Raw genomic sequence first — 14,635 nt, 5'->3', positions numbered from 1 at the left:
GGCGTCGAGGTGTAACCCATGTCCTGGCACACCTGTTACCTATGTCTCCGGTCTATACAGCTTCGCTAATCCAACCTACGCCGGATCCAGGTCTTGTAGTCTTGTAGGTTGGCTTAGGCCGACAGGCCGTAAGCCAACATGGGCAAGCCTCGTGGGCGATTGCAGGCGCGGTGGCCTGGTTGGATCTGTAGGCTGCGTTCTTTGTTGGATTACGCTGCGCTAATCCAACCTACTTGACTACTTGAGGCGTGCGCTAGAGGGCGCGGCGGCCGCTGAAGGCCTGGCTGAGGGTGCCGGCGTCGACATATTCGAGTTCGCCGCCGATGGGCACGCCGTGGGCGATTCGCGACACGCCGGCATTGTGCTGGCGGGCGAGATCGGCCACGTACTGGGCCGTGGCTTCGCCTTCGACGGTGGCCCCGGTGGCGAGGATCACCTCTTCCACGGTGCCTTCCGCCAGCCGCTGGCGCAAAATATCCAGTCCGAGTTCGTTCGGGCCAACCCCATCGATGGGCGACAGCCGACCGAGCAGCACAAAATAACGGCCGCCGAAGTCGGTGTTCTGTTCGATGGCCATGACATCGGCCGGGCTTTCCACTACGCATACCACCGAGGCATCGCGGCGTTCGTTGGCACAGATATCGCAAATCTCGTGCTCGGTAAACATGCGGCAGGACTTGCAGTGGTGGACGTTTTCGACCGCCTGTTCGATGCTGCGCGCCAGATGCGCCGCGCCCTCGCGTTCACGCTGCAGCATGTGAAACGCCATGCGCTGCGCGCTTTTCGCGCCGACGCCCGGCAGTATGCGCAGGGCATCGATCAGGCTGGTGAGCGCCGGGGAGAACGCCATGCCGGCTAACCCTGCCCTGAGCTGGCCACCAACACGATACGCAGCATGCTCAGAACGGCAGGTTCATGCCGGGCGGCAGGTCGAGCCCGCCGGTCATTTCCGACATCTTTTCCTTGCTCGCGGCACTCACGCGTTGCACGGCGTCGTTGATCGCCGCGGCGATGAGGTCTTCGGCGAATTCGCGGTCTTCTTCGAACACGCTCGGGTCGATGACCACATTCTTGACCTCGTGCTTGCCGTTCATCACGACCTTGACGAGGCCGGCGCCAGATTCGCCGGTGATTTCCATCTTGGCGAGCTCGGCCTGGGCTTCCTGCATCTTGCCCTGCATGGCCTGGGCCTGCTGCATGATCTTGCCTAGTTGACCTTTCATAGTTCGTCTCGGTTGGGCATCGCGTCTTTGTTGCGATGGGGCTTGATGGTTTCTGCGCGCAGTTGTGCGCCAAGGCGCTCGCGTAGCTGTTTAACAAAGGGGTCGTTCTCGATCGAGGCGATGGCGGCCTGCTGGCGCGCCTGGGCATCCTCCTCGATGCGCTGGGCCGGTGTATCACGAGCCTCGTCGACATATTCAATGACGACCCGGGGCGCCTCTTTCGGTGCCCATTCGCTGGCCAGGGCCTGCTGCAGAGCGTCCTTGTTATTGGGCGTGGCGAGAAATTCATTGGACCGGGCCAGTGCCAGCACGATCTGATTTTCGTCGAGCCGGCGACAGATGCCGTTATGCGCCAGTTGCGCGGCAAACCCGCCCAGCGACAGGCGCTCGACGAGCGTGTGCCATTCGTCGGCACCCATGTTCGATGCCGCCTCGGGCTCGGGCTCAGGCTCAGGCTGGGACGGTACGACCGGCGCAGAACGCTCGTCGACGGTTGCCGGCTGCGATATCGCCGCGGCCGGCGGCTCGGTTGTGTCGATAGGGCCGGTATCGTCTCGCGCGTCTGGCGCGGTGCCGTGGGCGGTTGTCTGCGCGTGTGGCGGCGCCGCTTCGTGCTCGGCCACTGTCGGGGCCGGCGCAGCCGTGGGCTCTGCCGCTGGCGCGCGCGCCTGACCGGCATCGTCGACGTGCGGCTGCGGCTCGGCAGGCTGTGGTTTTTCGTCCGGTTTGCGATCGGCTGGCGCGGGCGTTGCCTTCTTTGCGCTACCGTTCAGCTGGGCACGAACTTGAGCGATGCCGCTGGCGGGCGTCTGTGCGCTTTGCGGTTTGGCCTGGACTTCGGGCTGTGTGGGTTGCGGCGGCGCGCTGGATTGCTGGGGCGGTGCCGCCGTGCCTACGTCCGTTCCGGCCGGCGCAAACGCGAGCATGCGCAGTACGCTCATCTTCACGCCTACCAGCGGGTCCGGCGCATGGGCCAGATCGCGTACGCCGGCGAGCGCGATGTCGTAGAACAGATGCACGTTCGCGGGATCGGCCCGGCCTGCGACCGCTTCCCATATCTGGCTGCTTTCGTCGGTGGCCTCGCCCACGACATGAATGGTGGCGATCTGTTGCCAGGCGGTGGCCAGCGCTTCCAGCAGGTAGCGCATATCGATGCCCTGGGCATACAACGCGGCCAGCGCCTCGAGCGCGGCCGGCGCGCGGGCATCCACGATCGCTTCCACGAGTTCGACCACCCGCCCCTGGCCGATAGTGCCCAGCATGTCGCGCACCGGTTCGGCCTCGAGCGCGCCACCACTGAATGCGATGGCCTGATCGAGCAGCGACAGCCCGTCGCGCATGCTGCCATCGGCGGCCCGGGCGACTTCCACCAGCGCCTGTTCTTCGGCGGTAATGGATTCGGCATCGACGATATGGCGCAACTGCGCGGCGATCTCCGCCACCGGCAGGCGTTTGAGCGGGAACTGCAGACAGCGCGAGAGGATGGTCACCGGAATCTTTTCCGGTTCCGTGGTGGCGAGCAAGAACTGCACCCGCGGCGGCGGCTCTTCGAGCGTTTTGAGCAGCGCGTTGAACGAATGCTTGGAAAGCATGTGTACCTCGTCGATGAGATACACCTTGGTACGCCCGCGCGTCGGTGCGTACTGGACGTTGTCCATGAGCTCGCGGGTATCGTCCACACCGGTACGCGATGCGGCGTCGACCTCGATCAGGTCGACGAACCGGCCCTCGTCGATCTCGCGGCAGGTCGCACAGCCTTCATCGCCACGACAGGGGTGCGCGCTGGTGCCGTATTCACAGTTCAGACATTTGGCGATGATGCGCGCCAGCGTGGTTTTGCCCACACCGCGCGTGCCGGAAAACAGCAATGCGTGGTGCAGCTTGTCCTGCTCGAGCGCATGGGTGAGCGCGCGCACCACATGCGCCTGGCCGACGAGCTCGTCGAAGCGCCGCGGCCGCCAGGTTCGGGCAAGTGCCTGAAAACTCATACGCTATGCGCGTGGCTGGCAAACAATTGCGCAAAAGACTCGATCATGATTCGCTCGGGTACACGGCGCGGATGGTCATCGCACGATGAGGGCTCATAGGCACGACTATCGCGGCCACGGCCGCCGGTTTCAAGCGTAAAGGTGGCGGCCCGCGCCAGCGACACCCCGGCGCCCGAGTCTGCCGCTGCCGCTGCTCCCTTCCGGGCCTGACGGGGTTCACGGCATGTCGTCGCGGGGGCACCGACGCGGGCCACCCTCGAAAGCGTGAGAACGATGCGCAGCCGCGAGGCTGGCTGTCCTGTGGGCGCAGACGATACACAAAAACACGTACTTGAGCTACCCGGGTGCAGCACATGCTGCTTCGGCGCCCTGCCAGGCGCTATGCGCCCTGCGGGATGAGCAACTGCCGGAAGCCTTCCGCCGGCAGCGGCCGGCTGAGCAGAAAGCCCTGCACCTCGTCACAGCCGATCTGCTGGAGATAGTGCAGCTGCGTTTCGGTTTCCACGCCCTCGGCGACGACCTTGAGCCCGAGTTCGTGCGACAGCCGGATGATCCATTCGACGATTTCCGCCTTGGACTCACTCACATCGGGCAAGTCGGCGATGAAGCCGCGATCGATCTTGATCTGCTGGATCGGCAACTGTTTGAGATAGAACAGGCTCGAGTAGCCAGTGCCGAAATCATCGAGGGCGACCTCGATACCCATGTGCTTGAACATGCCCAGCGCGCTGCGCGCCTGCACGATCTCGCGCACGGCCAGCGACTCCGTAATCTCGAAGCTGATATAGCCCGGGTCGAGCGAATATTTATCCAGACAGGCCTGGACGTGATCCGGCAGCGCTTCATCGCGGATACGCACCGCCGAGAGATTGACCGAAATCGGCGGCACGTGCAGCCCGGCATCCAGCCAGCTGCGGATATGCCCGCCCACCAGATCCAGCACCCGGATCTCGAGTTCGGTAATCAGACCGCAGCGCTCAGCAATGCCGATGAAACGCTCCGGAGATATGAACCCGCGTACCGGATGCGGCCAGCGCACCAGCGCCTCCGCGCCCATGAGCGTACGTTCGCGGGTATGAAAGCGCGGCTGGAAATACACCGCCAGACCGTCACCGCGAATGGCCTCGCGCAGTTCGCCCTGGAGGGCAAAGTCGTCGGACATGCGCGCGCCCATATCTTCACGATAGCGCTGGACCCGGTTCTTGCCGGCCAGCTTGCCGCGATACATCGCCATATCCGCAGCGGCCACGAGCATTTCTGCCTCGGCACCGTCGTTGGGACACACGGCATACCCCACGCTCGCCGCCAGCTCCACGCCCTGATATTCCACGGCAGTGATCGCGCTCAAGATCCGCCCGCAGACCGCGCTCGCCGCGCGGGCGTCGTCGACACTGTCCATGAGCACCACGAACTCGTCGCCGCCCATGCGCGCGACCATGTCCTGCGGGGTCAGCGATTGGCGGAGCAGCTCCGCGATCCGGTTGAGCAGGACATCGCCGGCGCGATGGCCCAGATGATCGTTAATCGCCTTGAAGCCGTCGAGATCGATATAGGCCACGGTAAAACCCGCGCCCGTCGTCTTCCAGCGCTCCAGGCGTTTGTCGATGCGTTCATTGAGCATCGAGCGATTGGGCAAGCCCGTAAGCGCGTCGTGGCGGCTACGGTGTAACAGTTCGGCGTTGGCCTGGCTCAGTGATGCGACCAGTTCCGCGGTTTCCGACTCGATGCGCCGATCCTGGATCGAAACCACCAGCGCGATGCCGAGAAAGACCAGCGTCGAGGCACCGACCAGCGTCGCCAGCAATACCGAATCCAGTGCGCTGGGCGTACCGAACGCGCTGCCGACGCTGAAACGCGTGGCGGCCATGCCGATGTAGTGAACCGCGGCAATGCCGCCGGCAAGAATGAGCGACGCGCCAATCTTGCGCGCAAAGCCGCCGCGCGCACGCGGCCGGCGCAGAAACGAGGCCATCCACAGGGCGACAAGACAGGCCACGAACGAGGCTGCGATCGATACCGCGATAATATCGAAGTGATATTCGCTGCGCGGCTGGACATGCATTGCCTCCATACCGGTGTAGTGCATGCTCGCAATACCCACGGTCAGCGCGAGTGCACCCACGACTACACGCCGTCGCGGCGAGCCGGCACGCGTCGATGCGTTTAGCGCCACCCCGCTGGTGAGCACCGCAATCGCCCAGGAACACAGAATGAGCGGCAGGTCGTAGCTGATGCTCACCGGCAGTTCGAAGGCGATCATGGCTACGAAATGCGTCGCCCACACCCCGGTGCCGAGCGCGAGCGCGCCCGCCAGCAACCACCCGTAGGCGCGCCAACTCTCGCGCGCGCCCATGCGACTGACCACATCGAAGGCCGTAAACGAGGCAAGCGTTGCCACGAGAAGCGACAGCGCCACCAACGGCGCGTGGTACTCCCCGAACATATAAACGCTTTGCAACGCGTTATCCCCCAAAATACGAGCCCCATTTTAACGGCGCGCCGGCCGCGCAAGGGGCGCTGCCGGCGCACTCGAAGCATTGTTTTCGGCTGCCCGCTTGCTATCGGCGGGTCGGTGCCACGGCGCTCGCGGAAAACTTTACTCGGTACGCCGTTGCACAGTGTTTATCACAAACTCGTTTTAATGCGGTACCCAAGTTGCGCGCAATACGAAACTTTTACCTGTTCTCGCTCGGTCGCAAACGCGCGTTTGCGCGCCAGTGCAGACAATGTTCTATTGGTGGGCAAGAATCCATCCCACCTTTTTATGCCCATGAAAACGCTTCTTATCGGCCTTGGTATCGTATTGTGCAGCGCGGCTGCGCCCGCCATGGCCGACACCGAGTGCCGTAAATCCGCCGAGGGCGATGTCAACTGCCAACGCGTTGACGAAGATAGCGCGCTCGACTCGCAAACTACGGATCAGCACGTCGACCATCCCACGATGGATGACGCGCAGCCCCAGGCCGACGATTCGAAAGACCAGGAAGAAAAGCCGCAAGGCGGCGAGGTCGGCGACGACTCCATTCAGAGCGGCGATCCGGGGATTACCTATTAAAGACGCGCCAGGCGCAGCGGACGTTACCCGCTGCGCTTTGCCCAACTGGCGTGCCGTATTGGCATCGACAGGCTCGGCCCGCCGGGCCGTCAGCCAATAGCGGATTCGCTTCGTAGCCAGCGCAAGCGCTGGTGGGCGAGTCGATATCGAGGCGGGGTTCTTTGTTGGATTACGCTTCGCTAATCCAACCTACCCCTGCCGGTAGGGTTTGCCGGGGTGGCGGAGAGGGAGGGATTCGAACCCTCGGTACGGGGTTACCGCACACACGCTTTCCAGGCGTGCTCCTTCGACCGCTCGGACACCTCTCCCCTACGGCGACGCGCATTGTAACGTAAAAAAAGCCCTTCCGGGGTGGCGCAGCGGCAGGGATTGTTGAATCTCCTCACCGGCGAGCTTCGATTGTGCGCGCCGCCCTACGGCTCGTGGCCACCTCGGCGAAGTAGGTTGGCTTGATCCCGCAGACCGTAGGCCAACATTGTCAGACACCGGAGCGGTCGAAGCTGCGTAGAGTTAGCTTAGGCCGACGGCCGTAAGCCAACAGGGGGCTGGCACCGTGACCAGCCGAAGCCTGGCGGGTACACACCATAAAGGGCTCCGTCCGGTGTTGGATTACGCTTCGCTAATCCAACCTACGCCCTACGTTCGCTATTGGTCGTTATTGGCAATCCCGATCCATCATTTGCGCGCTTGGCGTTCATTTGCCGACTCTCACCTGCGAAGCCGCGTAGGTTGGCTTAGGCCAACGGCCGTAAGCCAACAGGGGGCTGGCACCGTGACCAGCCAAAGCCTGGCGGGTACACGCCATAAGGGGCTCCGTTCGGTGTTGGATTACGCTTCGCTAATCCAACCTACGCCTGATCGAGGCCGTGTAGGTTGGCTTAGGCCGGCAGGCCGTAAGCCAACATGCGGCAAGCCTCGAGGCCAATTTGAAGCACGGCGGCCTGATTGGCTCTGGGGGCTGCGTTCCTTGTTGGATTACGCTGCGCTAATCCAACCTACGCCTGGCACCGCCCACATGCCCGCCTCGATTACAAAACACCCATTAGCCGACTCGGCTTGGACGTGAACAACCTGGTGGGTTTACACAGCTAGCTGTTCATCGCCGGTGGCGTGACGAGACAACGCGCGGCCGGGTCTTCGGCGTCGCGGCCGGCGGGTACATCATCGAAATGGCCGACCGGGCCTGTCGCCACATCGGGGATGCGCATGCTCGGATCGGGTTGGGGCACGTCCAGGCCCGCCGGGCTTTTCAACGGCGGGAACGACTGCGCGTTCATATAGGACTGTGTCTTCAGGCAGGCCGGTGTCGTGCTGCACGCGGCGAGCCCAAGCAGGCCCGAAGCTAAAACCGGGAAAAGCAATTTATTCACGAACACTCCACTGAATCGGTCGCCGAATACTGGCGCCAGCGCGCTGACAATTCGCGCATCCTACCATTGGCGGGCCGTCGCGGCTGCGCACAGACCTGTGTGATCCGCGACTTGCCCAACCTTATCCTGATGACACCATGAGGCGACACGCGGCGCTCGCCTCGTACTGCAACGCGTCGCGGGTCGGATGATTCCCGCGCGCACGCGATCACAGCTTGCCGCGCTACCGGTTGCGCGCCGCACACGACCGCTCGGCCCCGCCGTTCGCATGCGGACGCCGCGCCGGCGCACGAACTTAGCGCCGCACGTCTTCGTAGCTTTCCCAGTAGTCGTCGATCGCACGCATGTCAGTCAGGCCGTAGAGCGAGTAACGGCGTGCCAGTTGCGCCCCGCCGTCGCGGGTGAGCGGCTGCCAGCCGACCGACGCGTAGCTGCGCGACGATTTGTTGAAGAACAGATCGAGCGGCATGCTCAGGTAGATGCCCTTGTCGAAACCGCCTTCGCCGTAGTCGTCGCCGGCGTCGGTGAAGGTCGCGAACGCGCCCAGGCGTACCCCCGACTCGAAGCGCCGCGAGAAATCGAGCGTGGTGCCGATGTCCTTGGCCAGATACCGGCCGACACTGATCTTGGCCAGTACGTCCTTGAAACCGGTGTCGATATAGGCGGTGGCATTGCCGACCCAGGTTTCGTAGTCGCGCAGGCCGAACTGGGTATCGAAATCGCGCTGGCGCACCCAGTTGGCATCGATGCCGAAGGCCACATCGCTGTTGAACGGGCGGTACATGACCTCGCCGCCCGCGCCGGCATACATCTGTTCCAGATAGCCGGCATAGGCCATGCCGAACCAGTTGTCGGCCAGACGTGCGGTGCGGGTGTACTGCAGGTTGTATACGCCGAGCTCGGTTTCGTCGAGGTAATTGGCGACGTAGGTGCGTACCCGTGGCAGATCGGAGTCGGCGATATAGTCGAAATTGTCGAAGTTATCGAGCAGCGTGTAGCCGAGCGTGCCCGAGAACCAGCCGTGTTCGTCGGTCTTGAGCTGCGTGTCGAGCTTGGCGAGTATCTGATAGAGATAGCCATCCGGCCCGCCATAGTTCTGGCGCAGGCCCGGGGTGAACCGCCAGCTGAAGACGTCGCCGAAGTCCTCGTAGAGTGTTTGCTCGTCTTCGCGCGCTGCCCGCTTGGCCGAAGCGGCCACCGCGGCGACGCCGTAGCGGTAGTCCTGATCGCTGAATACGCTGCTCGGCTCCACGATGAACGGTTCGGCCGGTAGCGGATCGCGCGGCAATATGTCCTCGCGGGCGACGATGCCGCGCTCGACCCATCGGTAGCGGAACTGGTCGATATCGGTATCGGCAAAGTTATGCAGAATCCGGTTGGCGCGCAGCTCGGCTTCGGCTGTATTGCGGTACCGGTTGGGTGAGCCTTCCACCACCAGCGCGTTGCCGTCGCGGGAGATACGCCGGGTGGCGATACCGGCGTTGGCGGACAATTGCTGCGCGGCCTCGTCCCAGCCCTCGCCCTGCTCGCGCGCGGCACCGGGCTCGCCGACGGCTACCGGCGCCGGATCGTTCTTGGGCTGCTTGAGCGTGGCCAGATTCACGCTCAGGGTGGCGCCGAGCATGGCGGTATTGCCGCGCTCCCAGGCAGCCGACAGCGTCAGGTTGTCGTTGACCTTGAGGCGGGCGCCGATGTTGATCGGCGAATCCTGATCCTGCGGATTGTCGAGCGGCTCGCTTTTGTAGTCGTTGCCCTCGTATTCGACCTGCAGCGTCAACGGCTCGAACGGGGTGTGATAGGCAATACCGCCGAACACACTGGGGCGGCCCGAGAACAGCTGCTTGAGGTTGAAGTCGCCGCCCTGACCGGTGTCTTCGTTGATGCGTTCCTTGTAGCGGTCGGCGACGATACCGACCGGGTTGCTGAAATCGCCGCGCGAGCCGAGATAGCCCCAGCCCACCCCGAGGCTGAAGTCGAAGTCGTACCAGCGCTTGTTGGCGGCCAGGTATTCGCTGCCGAACAGGCCGGTGCCGCCGAAGTCGCGAAAGCCGACGGCGAGCCGCGGCATATAGGCACCCTCGTCGACCAGCGAAAGCTTGAGGTCGACGCCCTTGTCCAGATAGTCGCGGTTGCCGGCGATCGACCGGCCGTAGAGCCGGTTTTCGATCTGGGTATAGCGAAAGCCAGCTTCCATCCATTCGAATGGCTGGAAGCTGAACGCATAATGCGTATAGGGCTCGACTTCACTGTAGGTGAACGAAAACGTACCGACCGGTGCCATCCGTGCGGTGGGTGTTTCCAGTAGGCCCACGCCGCCGTAGTCGGCCTGAAAAACCGGTAGCGGATCGCCGTCGGACGTGTCGCCGTCCTGCGCACAGACATGCGCGGCGGGCAGAAAGACTAGCAACGCCCCACAAACCGCGCAGGCGTGACGCTGCAGCAAGTTAAGCCGGTTGGAATCGGCGCTCATTGTGGCGCCCCTGTCTGCGCGAATCTCATTTCAGTACAGTCCTGGCCGGACGGCGCATGGGCGAGGATTCGGGCGATGGCATCCCGGATCCAGGGAAATGCCTCGCCGTTGAGCGGCAGCGGCACGACGACCCGCGCCCCCGGCAACAGCTCGGTATCGGCATAGTTGTCGGCCGCCTGACCCAGACGTCGCACCTGCCCGTCCGGCGCCACCACCGACACCACGCGTACCCCACGGGTATTCATCACGCCGCTGTCGGCCAGATCGGACAACATGAGATCGGTACGCCACGGCGTGCGCTGGATGCCCTGACCGGACCAGACCTCCACCCAGTCGGGCGTGCTACAGGCACCAATGGCGGCGATCCGATCGATCGGCGGATTGCGATGCGGGTTGGCCATGAGCCAGGCCGGGCCCCAGTCCCCCGGCTCGCGAAACACACGAATCGCGGCCAACTGGGTCTTCCATTGATCGACAGCCTGAACGAAACCGGCATAGCCGCCGGCCTCGAGGCGCCAGCGCAGGTCGTCGAGTTCGCGGTCCAGATCCTGGCGTCGGATCCGGGTGTTTTCTGCGGTTTGGTCCGCACGCAGGTAGGTGTACGGGCTATCGGTGGCTGCCAATCCCGGGAAACCCAGCCATGCATCGAGCACCGTGGCAAAACCCGCCGTCGGCGGCGGTTGCGCTGCGCTGTCGGGTACCGCGGAATCGGCATGCGTGGCGATCGAGAGTGCCAGCGCACACACGCCCACGCCGCAGGTCAGCGCCCACCGATAGCGCCCAGCGTTCTTGACGCGGCTTTGCATGCCCTGCTTCTCCCCATTCACGCGCGATGCGCGCTTAATATTTTCGCGTTACCACCAGGGCCGCGCCACGTCCCAGGTTACCCTCAAACCGCCGGGCCATGCGGCGACATCCCCCGCCCAGATCCGGCCCGTGGCTGGCTCACGCCAAACCACCGAGCGCGTTTTCGCGCCGTCGGTCCACGCCACGCTCTCCACGCAACGGGTCAGATCCAGCGTGGTCAACGGCAGTTCTCGCGGCTCGGGCTCGGCTTCGCATTCAAAGCTCGCTTCGCCCTGCGCGGCATGCGTATTGCCCTTTGCATCGCGCCAGCCGCGTTCGACGGCATAATGTAATGTCTGGCCGTTGTCGGCGACACGCCACAGCGCCATGGGGCCGCTTTGGCCATCGCCCATCCGGCTATACAGCAAGTTGCCCTGCAAGCCCTGTGTCGACGCCAGATATCCGTCGCGAAACACGACGGTTTCGCGCGTACTGGACTGCCAGAATGTCAGATCGTCGGTCTTCTCGGCCAGTATGAGCAGCCCCCCGGCCCGCCCGATGGACAGATTCACCGACGCATAGGGAATCGCTGCAGCCTGCTTGCCCACATCCCCGCCGCCGCCCGGCAGAAATGTCGCAAACGTTGAAACGAAAGGACTGTTTCGACGGCCGTCGGCACAGCCGGTCACGGACACGACAACGAGTAATACGGCTACACACAGAAAGGCCGCCCGAAGGCGGCCTTCAAGAAGAAGCCTTTGGAGGCAACTCATCCCGTCGTACTACGGGGTGGTACCCGTCGTGCCGGTGGGCACCGTGATGTTTTCGTCGTCGTCACTGCCGCTGTTCGAAGCAGCAATCACGCCGCCGATAACGGCCGCGGTGGTCACCACCGCCAGCGTGGTACCCGCGGCAACGCTGGCGCCCGCCGCGCCGGCAGCACCGCCCGAAGCGACGCCGGAACCGCTCGTTGCACCCGACCCCTGACCGAAAGCCATCGGCGAGGCGGCGAACATGGCGATAGCAGTCGCTGCAAGAATATTCTTCATCGTTATGACTCCCGTGAACGGCCGAATGTATAGCCTTACGCGCAATTTATCTGGTTGCCCAGTTAAACGCAAGCTAAAACATAGCCGGATTTATGTATTAATTCGTGCCGGCGGTACCCGTGGTTCCGGTGGTTACGTTCTCGTCATCATCGTCGCCGCCGCCGCTGTTCGACAGCGCCAGCGCGCCCCCAACAACCGCTGCGGTACCGACACCTGCGAGCACCGCGGGGCTGGTGACCGCTGCGCCCGTGCCGGCGGCACCGCCACCCGCGACCGCGCCGCCGCTGGTGGACGTGCTGCCACCGGCCGAACCATTACCGCCGGCCGTGGCATTGCCGCCGGCCGTGGCATTGCCCGACGTGTTCGGCGTGGCGGTCGTATCGGCCGCGCCCGTCGAACCGGTCGCACCGGTGTTCTGTGCGAGCACCGCACCCGGGGCGGCAACGGCGACGAATGCAGTGGCAATCAGCAACTTACGCATACTTTTTAATGCTCTGAACCCGTTGTGGTTCGATTGATATGTTGTATCCAGCTTAAGTCAGTCGGCTGGCGATCACAAACCGCCGTGGCGCTGGCCCGCCGCAGCCTCGTCCAGCAGACCGAGCGTTCGCAGGGCATCGCGCACCGGCTCGTGGAAGTGCGCGGCCAGCGGCGTCATCGGCAGGCGGATACCGGGGCCGATATAGCCCATCTGGTAGAGCGCCCACTTCACCGCAATGGGGTTGGGTTCGAGAAACAGCGCGCTGTGCAGCGGTTGCAGTTTGGCGTCGAGCATTTCGGCTTTCTGACGGTCGCCCGCGATGGCGGCGGCGCACATCTCGTGCATCAGGCGCGGCGCCACGTTGGCCGTGACCGAGATATCGCCCTTGCCGCCCACCAGCATCGACTCCATCGCGGTGCCGTCGTCGCCGGTAAAGATATCAATACCGTCGCCGACTTCCTCGATCAGCGCATGGATACGCTCGAGCGAGCCCTTGGCTTCCTTGAGCGCGACGATGTTGTCGATATGCGCCAGGCGCGCGACCGTCTCCGGCAGCATGTCCACGCCGGTACGGCTGGGCACGTTATAAAGCACCTGCGGAATATCCACGGCCATCGCGATGGCATGGAAATGCCGATACAGCCCTTCCTGCGTGGGTTTGTTGTAGTAGGGGCAGACCAGCAGGCAGGCGTCCGCGCCCACGCGCTTGGCATGACGCGTCAGGCGAATGGCTTCGTCGGTCGCGTTACCGCCGGTGCCGGCAATCACGGGCACTCGTTTGTCGACCAGTTCGACCGCCCGTTCGATGACTTCATCGTGTTCGGAAAAGCCGAGCGTGGCGGATTCGCCGGTGGTGCCCACCGCCACGATGCCGTCGGTGCCCTCGGCAATATGCCAGTCGATGAGCTTTTCGAAACTGTCCCAGTCGACACTGCCGTCGGCATGCATGGGCGTGACGATCGCCACCATGCTGCCACCCAGTTGTGCATTGGCCTGACCCACTGTTCTCTCCTACAGCGATTGGGCGCGCATTGTAACCACGTGAACACGCCACGTGTAGTGCTACCATAGCCGGCTTTTAGCCCGTCGAGACAACGTCAGCCTCATGCCGGAAATCAAGAAATACCTTTCGATCGTGGCGCTGGGCAGCAATCGCGACAAACTCGCACGCGATCTGGTGGGCGCGATCGCGCGGCGGGGCTGCGAAATCAGCGAATGCCGGATCACCCCGCTGGGCGACCAGTTTTCCGCGTCCATGCTGCTACGCGGCAACTGGAGTGCGATGGGCAAGATGGAAAGCGCGCTGCCCGGCCTGGCCGAGCATCTGGGTTTGGCGGTGCAGTTCCAGCATTCGCGCCCGGCCGAGGCGCAGCCGGATTTTCGCCCTTACGCCGCCGAGGTCGTCGCGCCACAGGCAGCCGGGCTGCTCGGCGAACTGCTCGACTTCTTCACCGATCAGGGCACCCAGGTGGTCGAGATCAGCGCACAGTCTTATGAATCCGGGCTGACCGGGGCTTTGATGTGCACCCTGCATCTAGCCATCAACGTACCCACGGCCCATCACCCGCAGACCCTGCGCGACGCGTTCATGGATGTCTGCGACGACCTGCACGCGGACGGGCTGCTCGACCCGATCAAGACCTAGGACCAATCGAGGTTCCGTACGAGCCCGCGCCGCCATCACGTTCAACGGAGTTCATCGCGATCATGACCCTGCAAACCCAGGACAATGCTCCCGCATTCTCGGCCCCGGCCACCGGCGACAAGAAACTCTCGCTGTCGGATTTTGCCGGCCGCACGCTCGTGCTCTATTTCTATCCGCGCGATAACACGCCTGGCTGTACCCAGGAAGGCGAGGCGTTTCGTGATCGCTACGCCGAGTTCCAGGCCGCCGGTGCCGAGATCGTGGGCGTATCGCGCGATTCCTTGCGCAAGCACGAGAACTTCCGCGCCAAATATGATTTCCCCTTCGACCTGATCAGCGATGCGGATGAAAAACTCTGCAACGCGTTCGGCGTGCTCAAGGAAAAGAACATGTACGGGCGCACCCATATCGGCATCGAACGCAGCACGTTCGTGATCGATGGCGACGGCGTGATCCGCCATGTCTGGCGCGGCGTCAAGGTCGCCGACCATGCCGACGAAGTCCTGGCCGCCGTACGCGCACTCGCCTGAGCGCCGACCTGCCCGCGCACCACAACCGACGAGGGATC

General features: G+C 63.7%; 14 protein-coding genes, 1 tRNA gene and 1 other RNA gene. 3 read left to right on the top strand and 13 right to left on the bottom strand.

What is annotated here, in order from left to right:
- Window positions 1-253: 253 nt before the first annotated feature.
- The 5 genes from recR to S4A8_RS17945 form a co-directional block, all read right to left on the bottom strand.
- Window positions 254-850 (bottom strand): recombination mediator RecR, encoded by a 597-nt coding sequence (recR, locus tag S4A8_RS17965; RefSeq protein WP_353221191.1) that lies wholly within the window; start codon window positions 848-850, stop codon window positions 254-256.
- 49 nt (window positions 851-899) lie between these two features.
- Window positions 900-1,223 carry a YbaB/EbfC family nucleoid-associated protein gene (locus S4A8_RS17960; RefSeq protein ID WP_348767345.1) on the bottom strand — a complete coding sequence of 108 codons (324 nt, stop codon included), beginning with the start codon at window positions 1,221-1,223 and terminating at the stop codon, window positions 900-902.
- The gene (gene dnaX / locus S4A8_RS17955; RefSeq protein WP_353221190.1) at window positions 1,220-3,211 is read right to left on the bottom strand and encodes a DNA polymerase III subunit gamma/tau; all 1,992 of its coding nucleotides are present in this window, start codon (window positions 3,209-3,211) and stop codon (window positions 1,220-1,222) included. The genes S4A8_RS17960 and dnaX overlap by 4 nt, the downstream gene beginning before the upstream one ends.
- Window positions 3,212-3,360: 149 nt before the next feature.
- Window positions 3,361-3,457, bottom strand: an RNA gene (gene ffs, locus S4A8_RS17950) — signal recognition particle sRNA small type.
- Window positions 3,458-3,590: 133 nt separating this feature from the next.
- Window positions 3,591-5,669, bottom strand: a complete 2,079-nt coding sequence (locus tag S4A8_RS17945; RefSeq protein WP_353221189.1) for a putative bifunctional diguanylate cyclase/phosphodiesterase — start codon at window positions 5,667-5,669, stop codon at window positions 3,591-3,593.
- A gap of 369 nt (window positions 5,670-6,038) precedes the next feature.
- On the opposite strand from S4A8_RS17945, the gene S4A8_RS17940 reads away from it, so the two are divergent.
- A complete protein-coding gene (locus S4A8_RS17940) occupies window positions 6,039-6,266 on the top strand; it encodes a hypothetical protein (protein ID WP_353221188.1) in 228 nt (75 codons plus the stop codon).
- Between the two features lie 217 nt (window positions 6,267-6,483).
- Here the strand turns inward: S4A8_RS17940 and S4A8_RS17935 are convergent.
- From S4A8_RS17935 to dapA, 8 genes are all read right to left on the bottom strand, one after another.
- Window positions 6,484-6,574, bottom strand: a tRNA-Ser gene (locus tag S4A8_RS17935).
- Between the two features lie 780 nt (window positions 6,575-7,354).
- A complete protein-coding gene (locus S4A8_RS17930) occupies window positions 7,355-7,636 on the bottom strand; it encodes a hypothetical protein (RefSeq protein ID WP_353180690.1) in 282 nt (93 codons plus the stop codon).
- Window positions 7,637-7,931: 295 nt separating this feature from the next.
- Window positions 7,932-10,106 (bottom strand): YjbH domain-containing protein, encoded by a 2,175-nt coding sequence (locus tag S4A8_RS17925; protein ID WP_353221187.1) that lies wholly within the window; start codon window positions 10,104-10,106, stop codon window positions 7,932-7,934.
- The gene (locus tag S4A8_RS17920; protein WP_353221186.1) at window positions 10,103-10,912 is read right to left on the bottom strand and encodes a hypothetical protein; all 810 of its coding nucleotides are present in this window, start codon (window positions 10,910-10,912) and stop codon (window positions 10,103-10,105) included. Before S4A8_RS17920 ends, S4A8_RS17925 begins: the two co-directional genes overlap by 4 nt.
- A 48-nt stretch (window positions 10,913-10,960) precedes the next feature.
- Complete coding sequence (locus S4A8_RS17915; RefSeq protein ID WP_353221185.1) at window positions 10,961-11,500, bottom strand: YjbF family lipoprotein; 540 nt, start codon at window positions 11,498-11,500, stop codon at window positions 10,961-10,963.
- Between the two features lie 174 nt (window positions 11,501-11,674).
- Window positions 11,675-11,941 (bottom strand): hypothetical protein, encoded by a 267-nt coding sequence (locus S4A8_RS17910; protein WP_353221184.1) that lies wholly within the window; start codon window positions 11,939-11,941, stop codon window positions 11,675-11,677.
- A gap of 97 nt (window positions 11,942-12,038) precedes the next feature.
- Window positions 12,039-12,422 carry a hypothetical protein gene (locus tag S4A8_RS17905; RefSeq protein WP_353221183.1) on the bottom strand — a complete coding sequence of 128 codons (384 nt, stop codon included), beginning with the start codon at window positions 12,420-12,422 and terminating at the stop codon, window positions 12,039-12,041.
- A gap of 72 nt (window positions 12,423-12,494) precedes the next feature.
- Complete coding sequence (gene dapA / locus S4A8_RS17900; RefSeq protein WP_353221192.1) at window positions 12,495-13,391, bottom strand: 4-hydroxy-tetrahydrodipicolinate synthase; 897 nt, start codon at window positions 13,389-13,391, stop codon at window positions 12,495-12,497.
- Window positions 13,392-13,527: 136 nt separating this feature from the next.
- On the opposite strand from dapA, the gene S4A8_RS17895 reads away from it, so the two are divergent.
- On the top strand, window positions 13,528-14,067 hold the full coding sequence (locus S4A8_RS17895) for a glycine cleavage system transcriptional repressor (protein WP_353221182.1): 540 nt from the start codon (window positions 13,528-13,530) through the stop codon (window positions 14,065-14,067).
- 62 nt (window positions 14,068-14,129) lie between these two features.
- Window positions 14,130-14,597: a peroxiredoxin gene (locus S4A8_RS17890; RefSeq protein WP_353221181.1), complete on the top strand. Its 468-nt coding sequence runs from the start codon at window positions 14,130-14,132 to the stop codon at window positions 14,595-14,597.
- The last annotated feature ends 38 nt before the right edge of the window (window positions 14,598-14,635 follow it).

It is taken from the genome of Salinisphaera sp. S4-8, assembly GCF_040361235.1.
Lineage (GTDB): Bacteria > Pseudomonadota > Gammaproteobacteria > Nevskiales > Salinisphaeraceae > Salinisphaera.
Note: the sequence above shows the minus strand (reverse complement) of the source record. Positions and strands in the feature narration are given on the sequence as shown.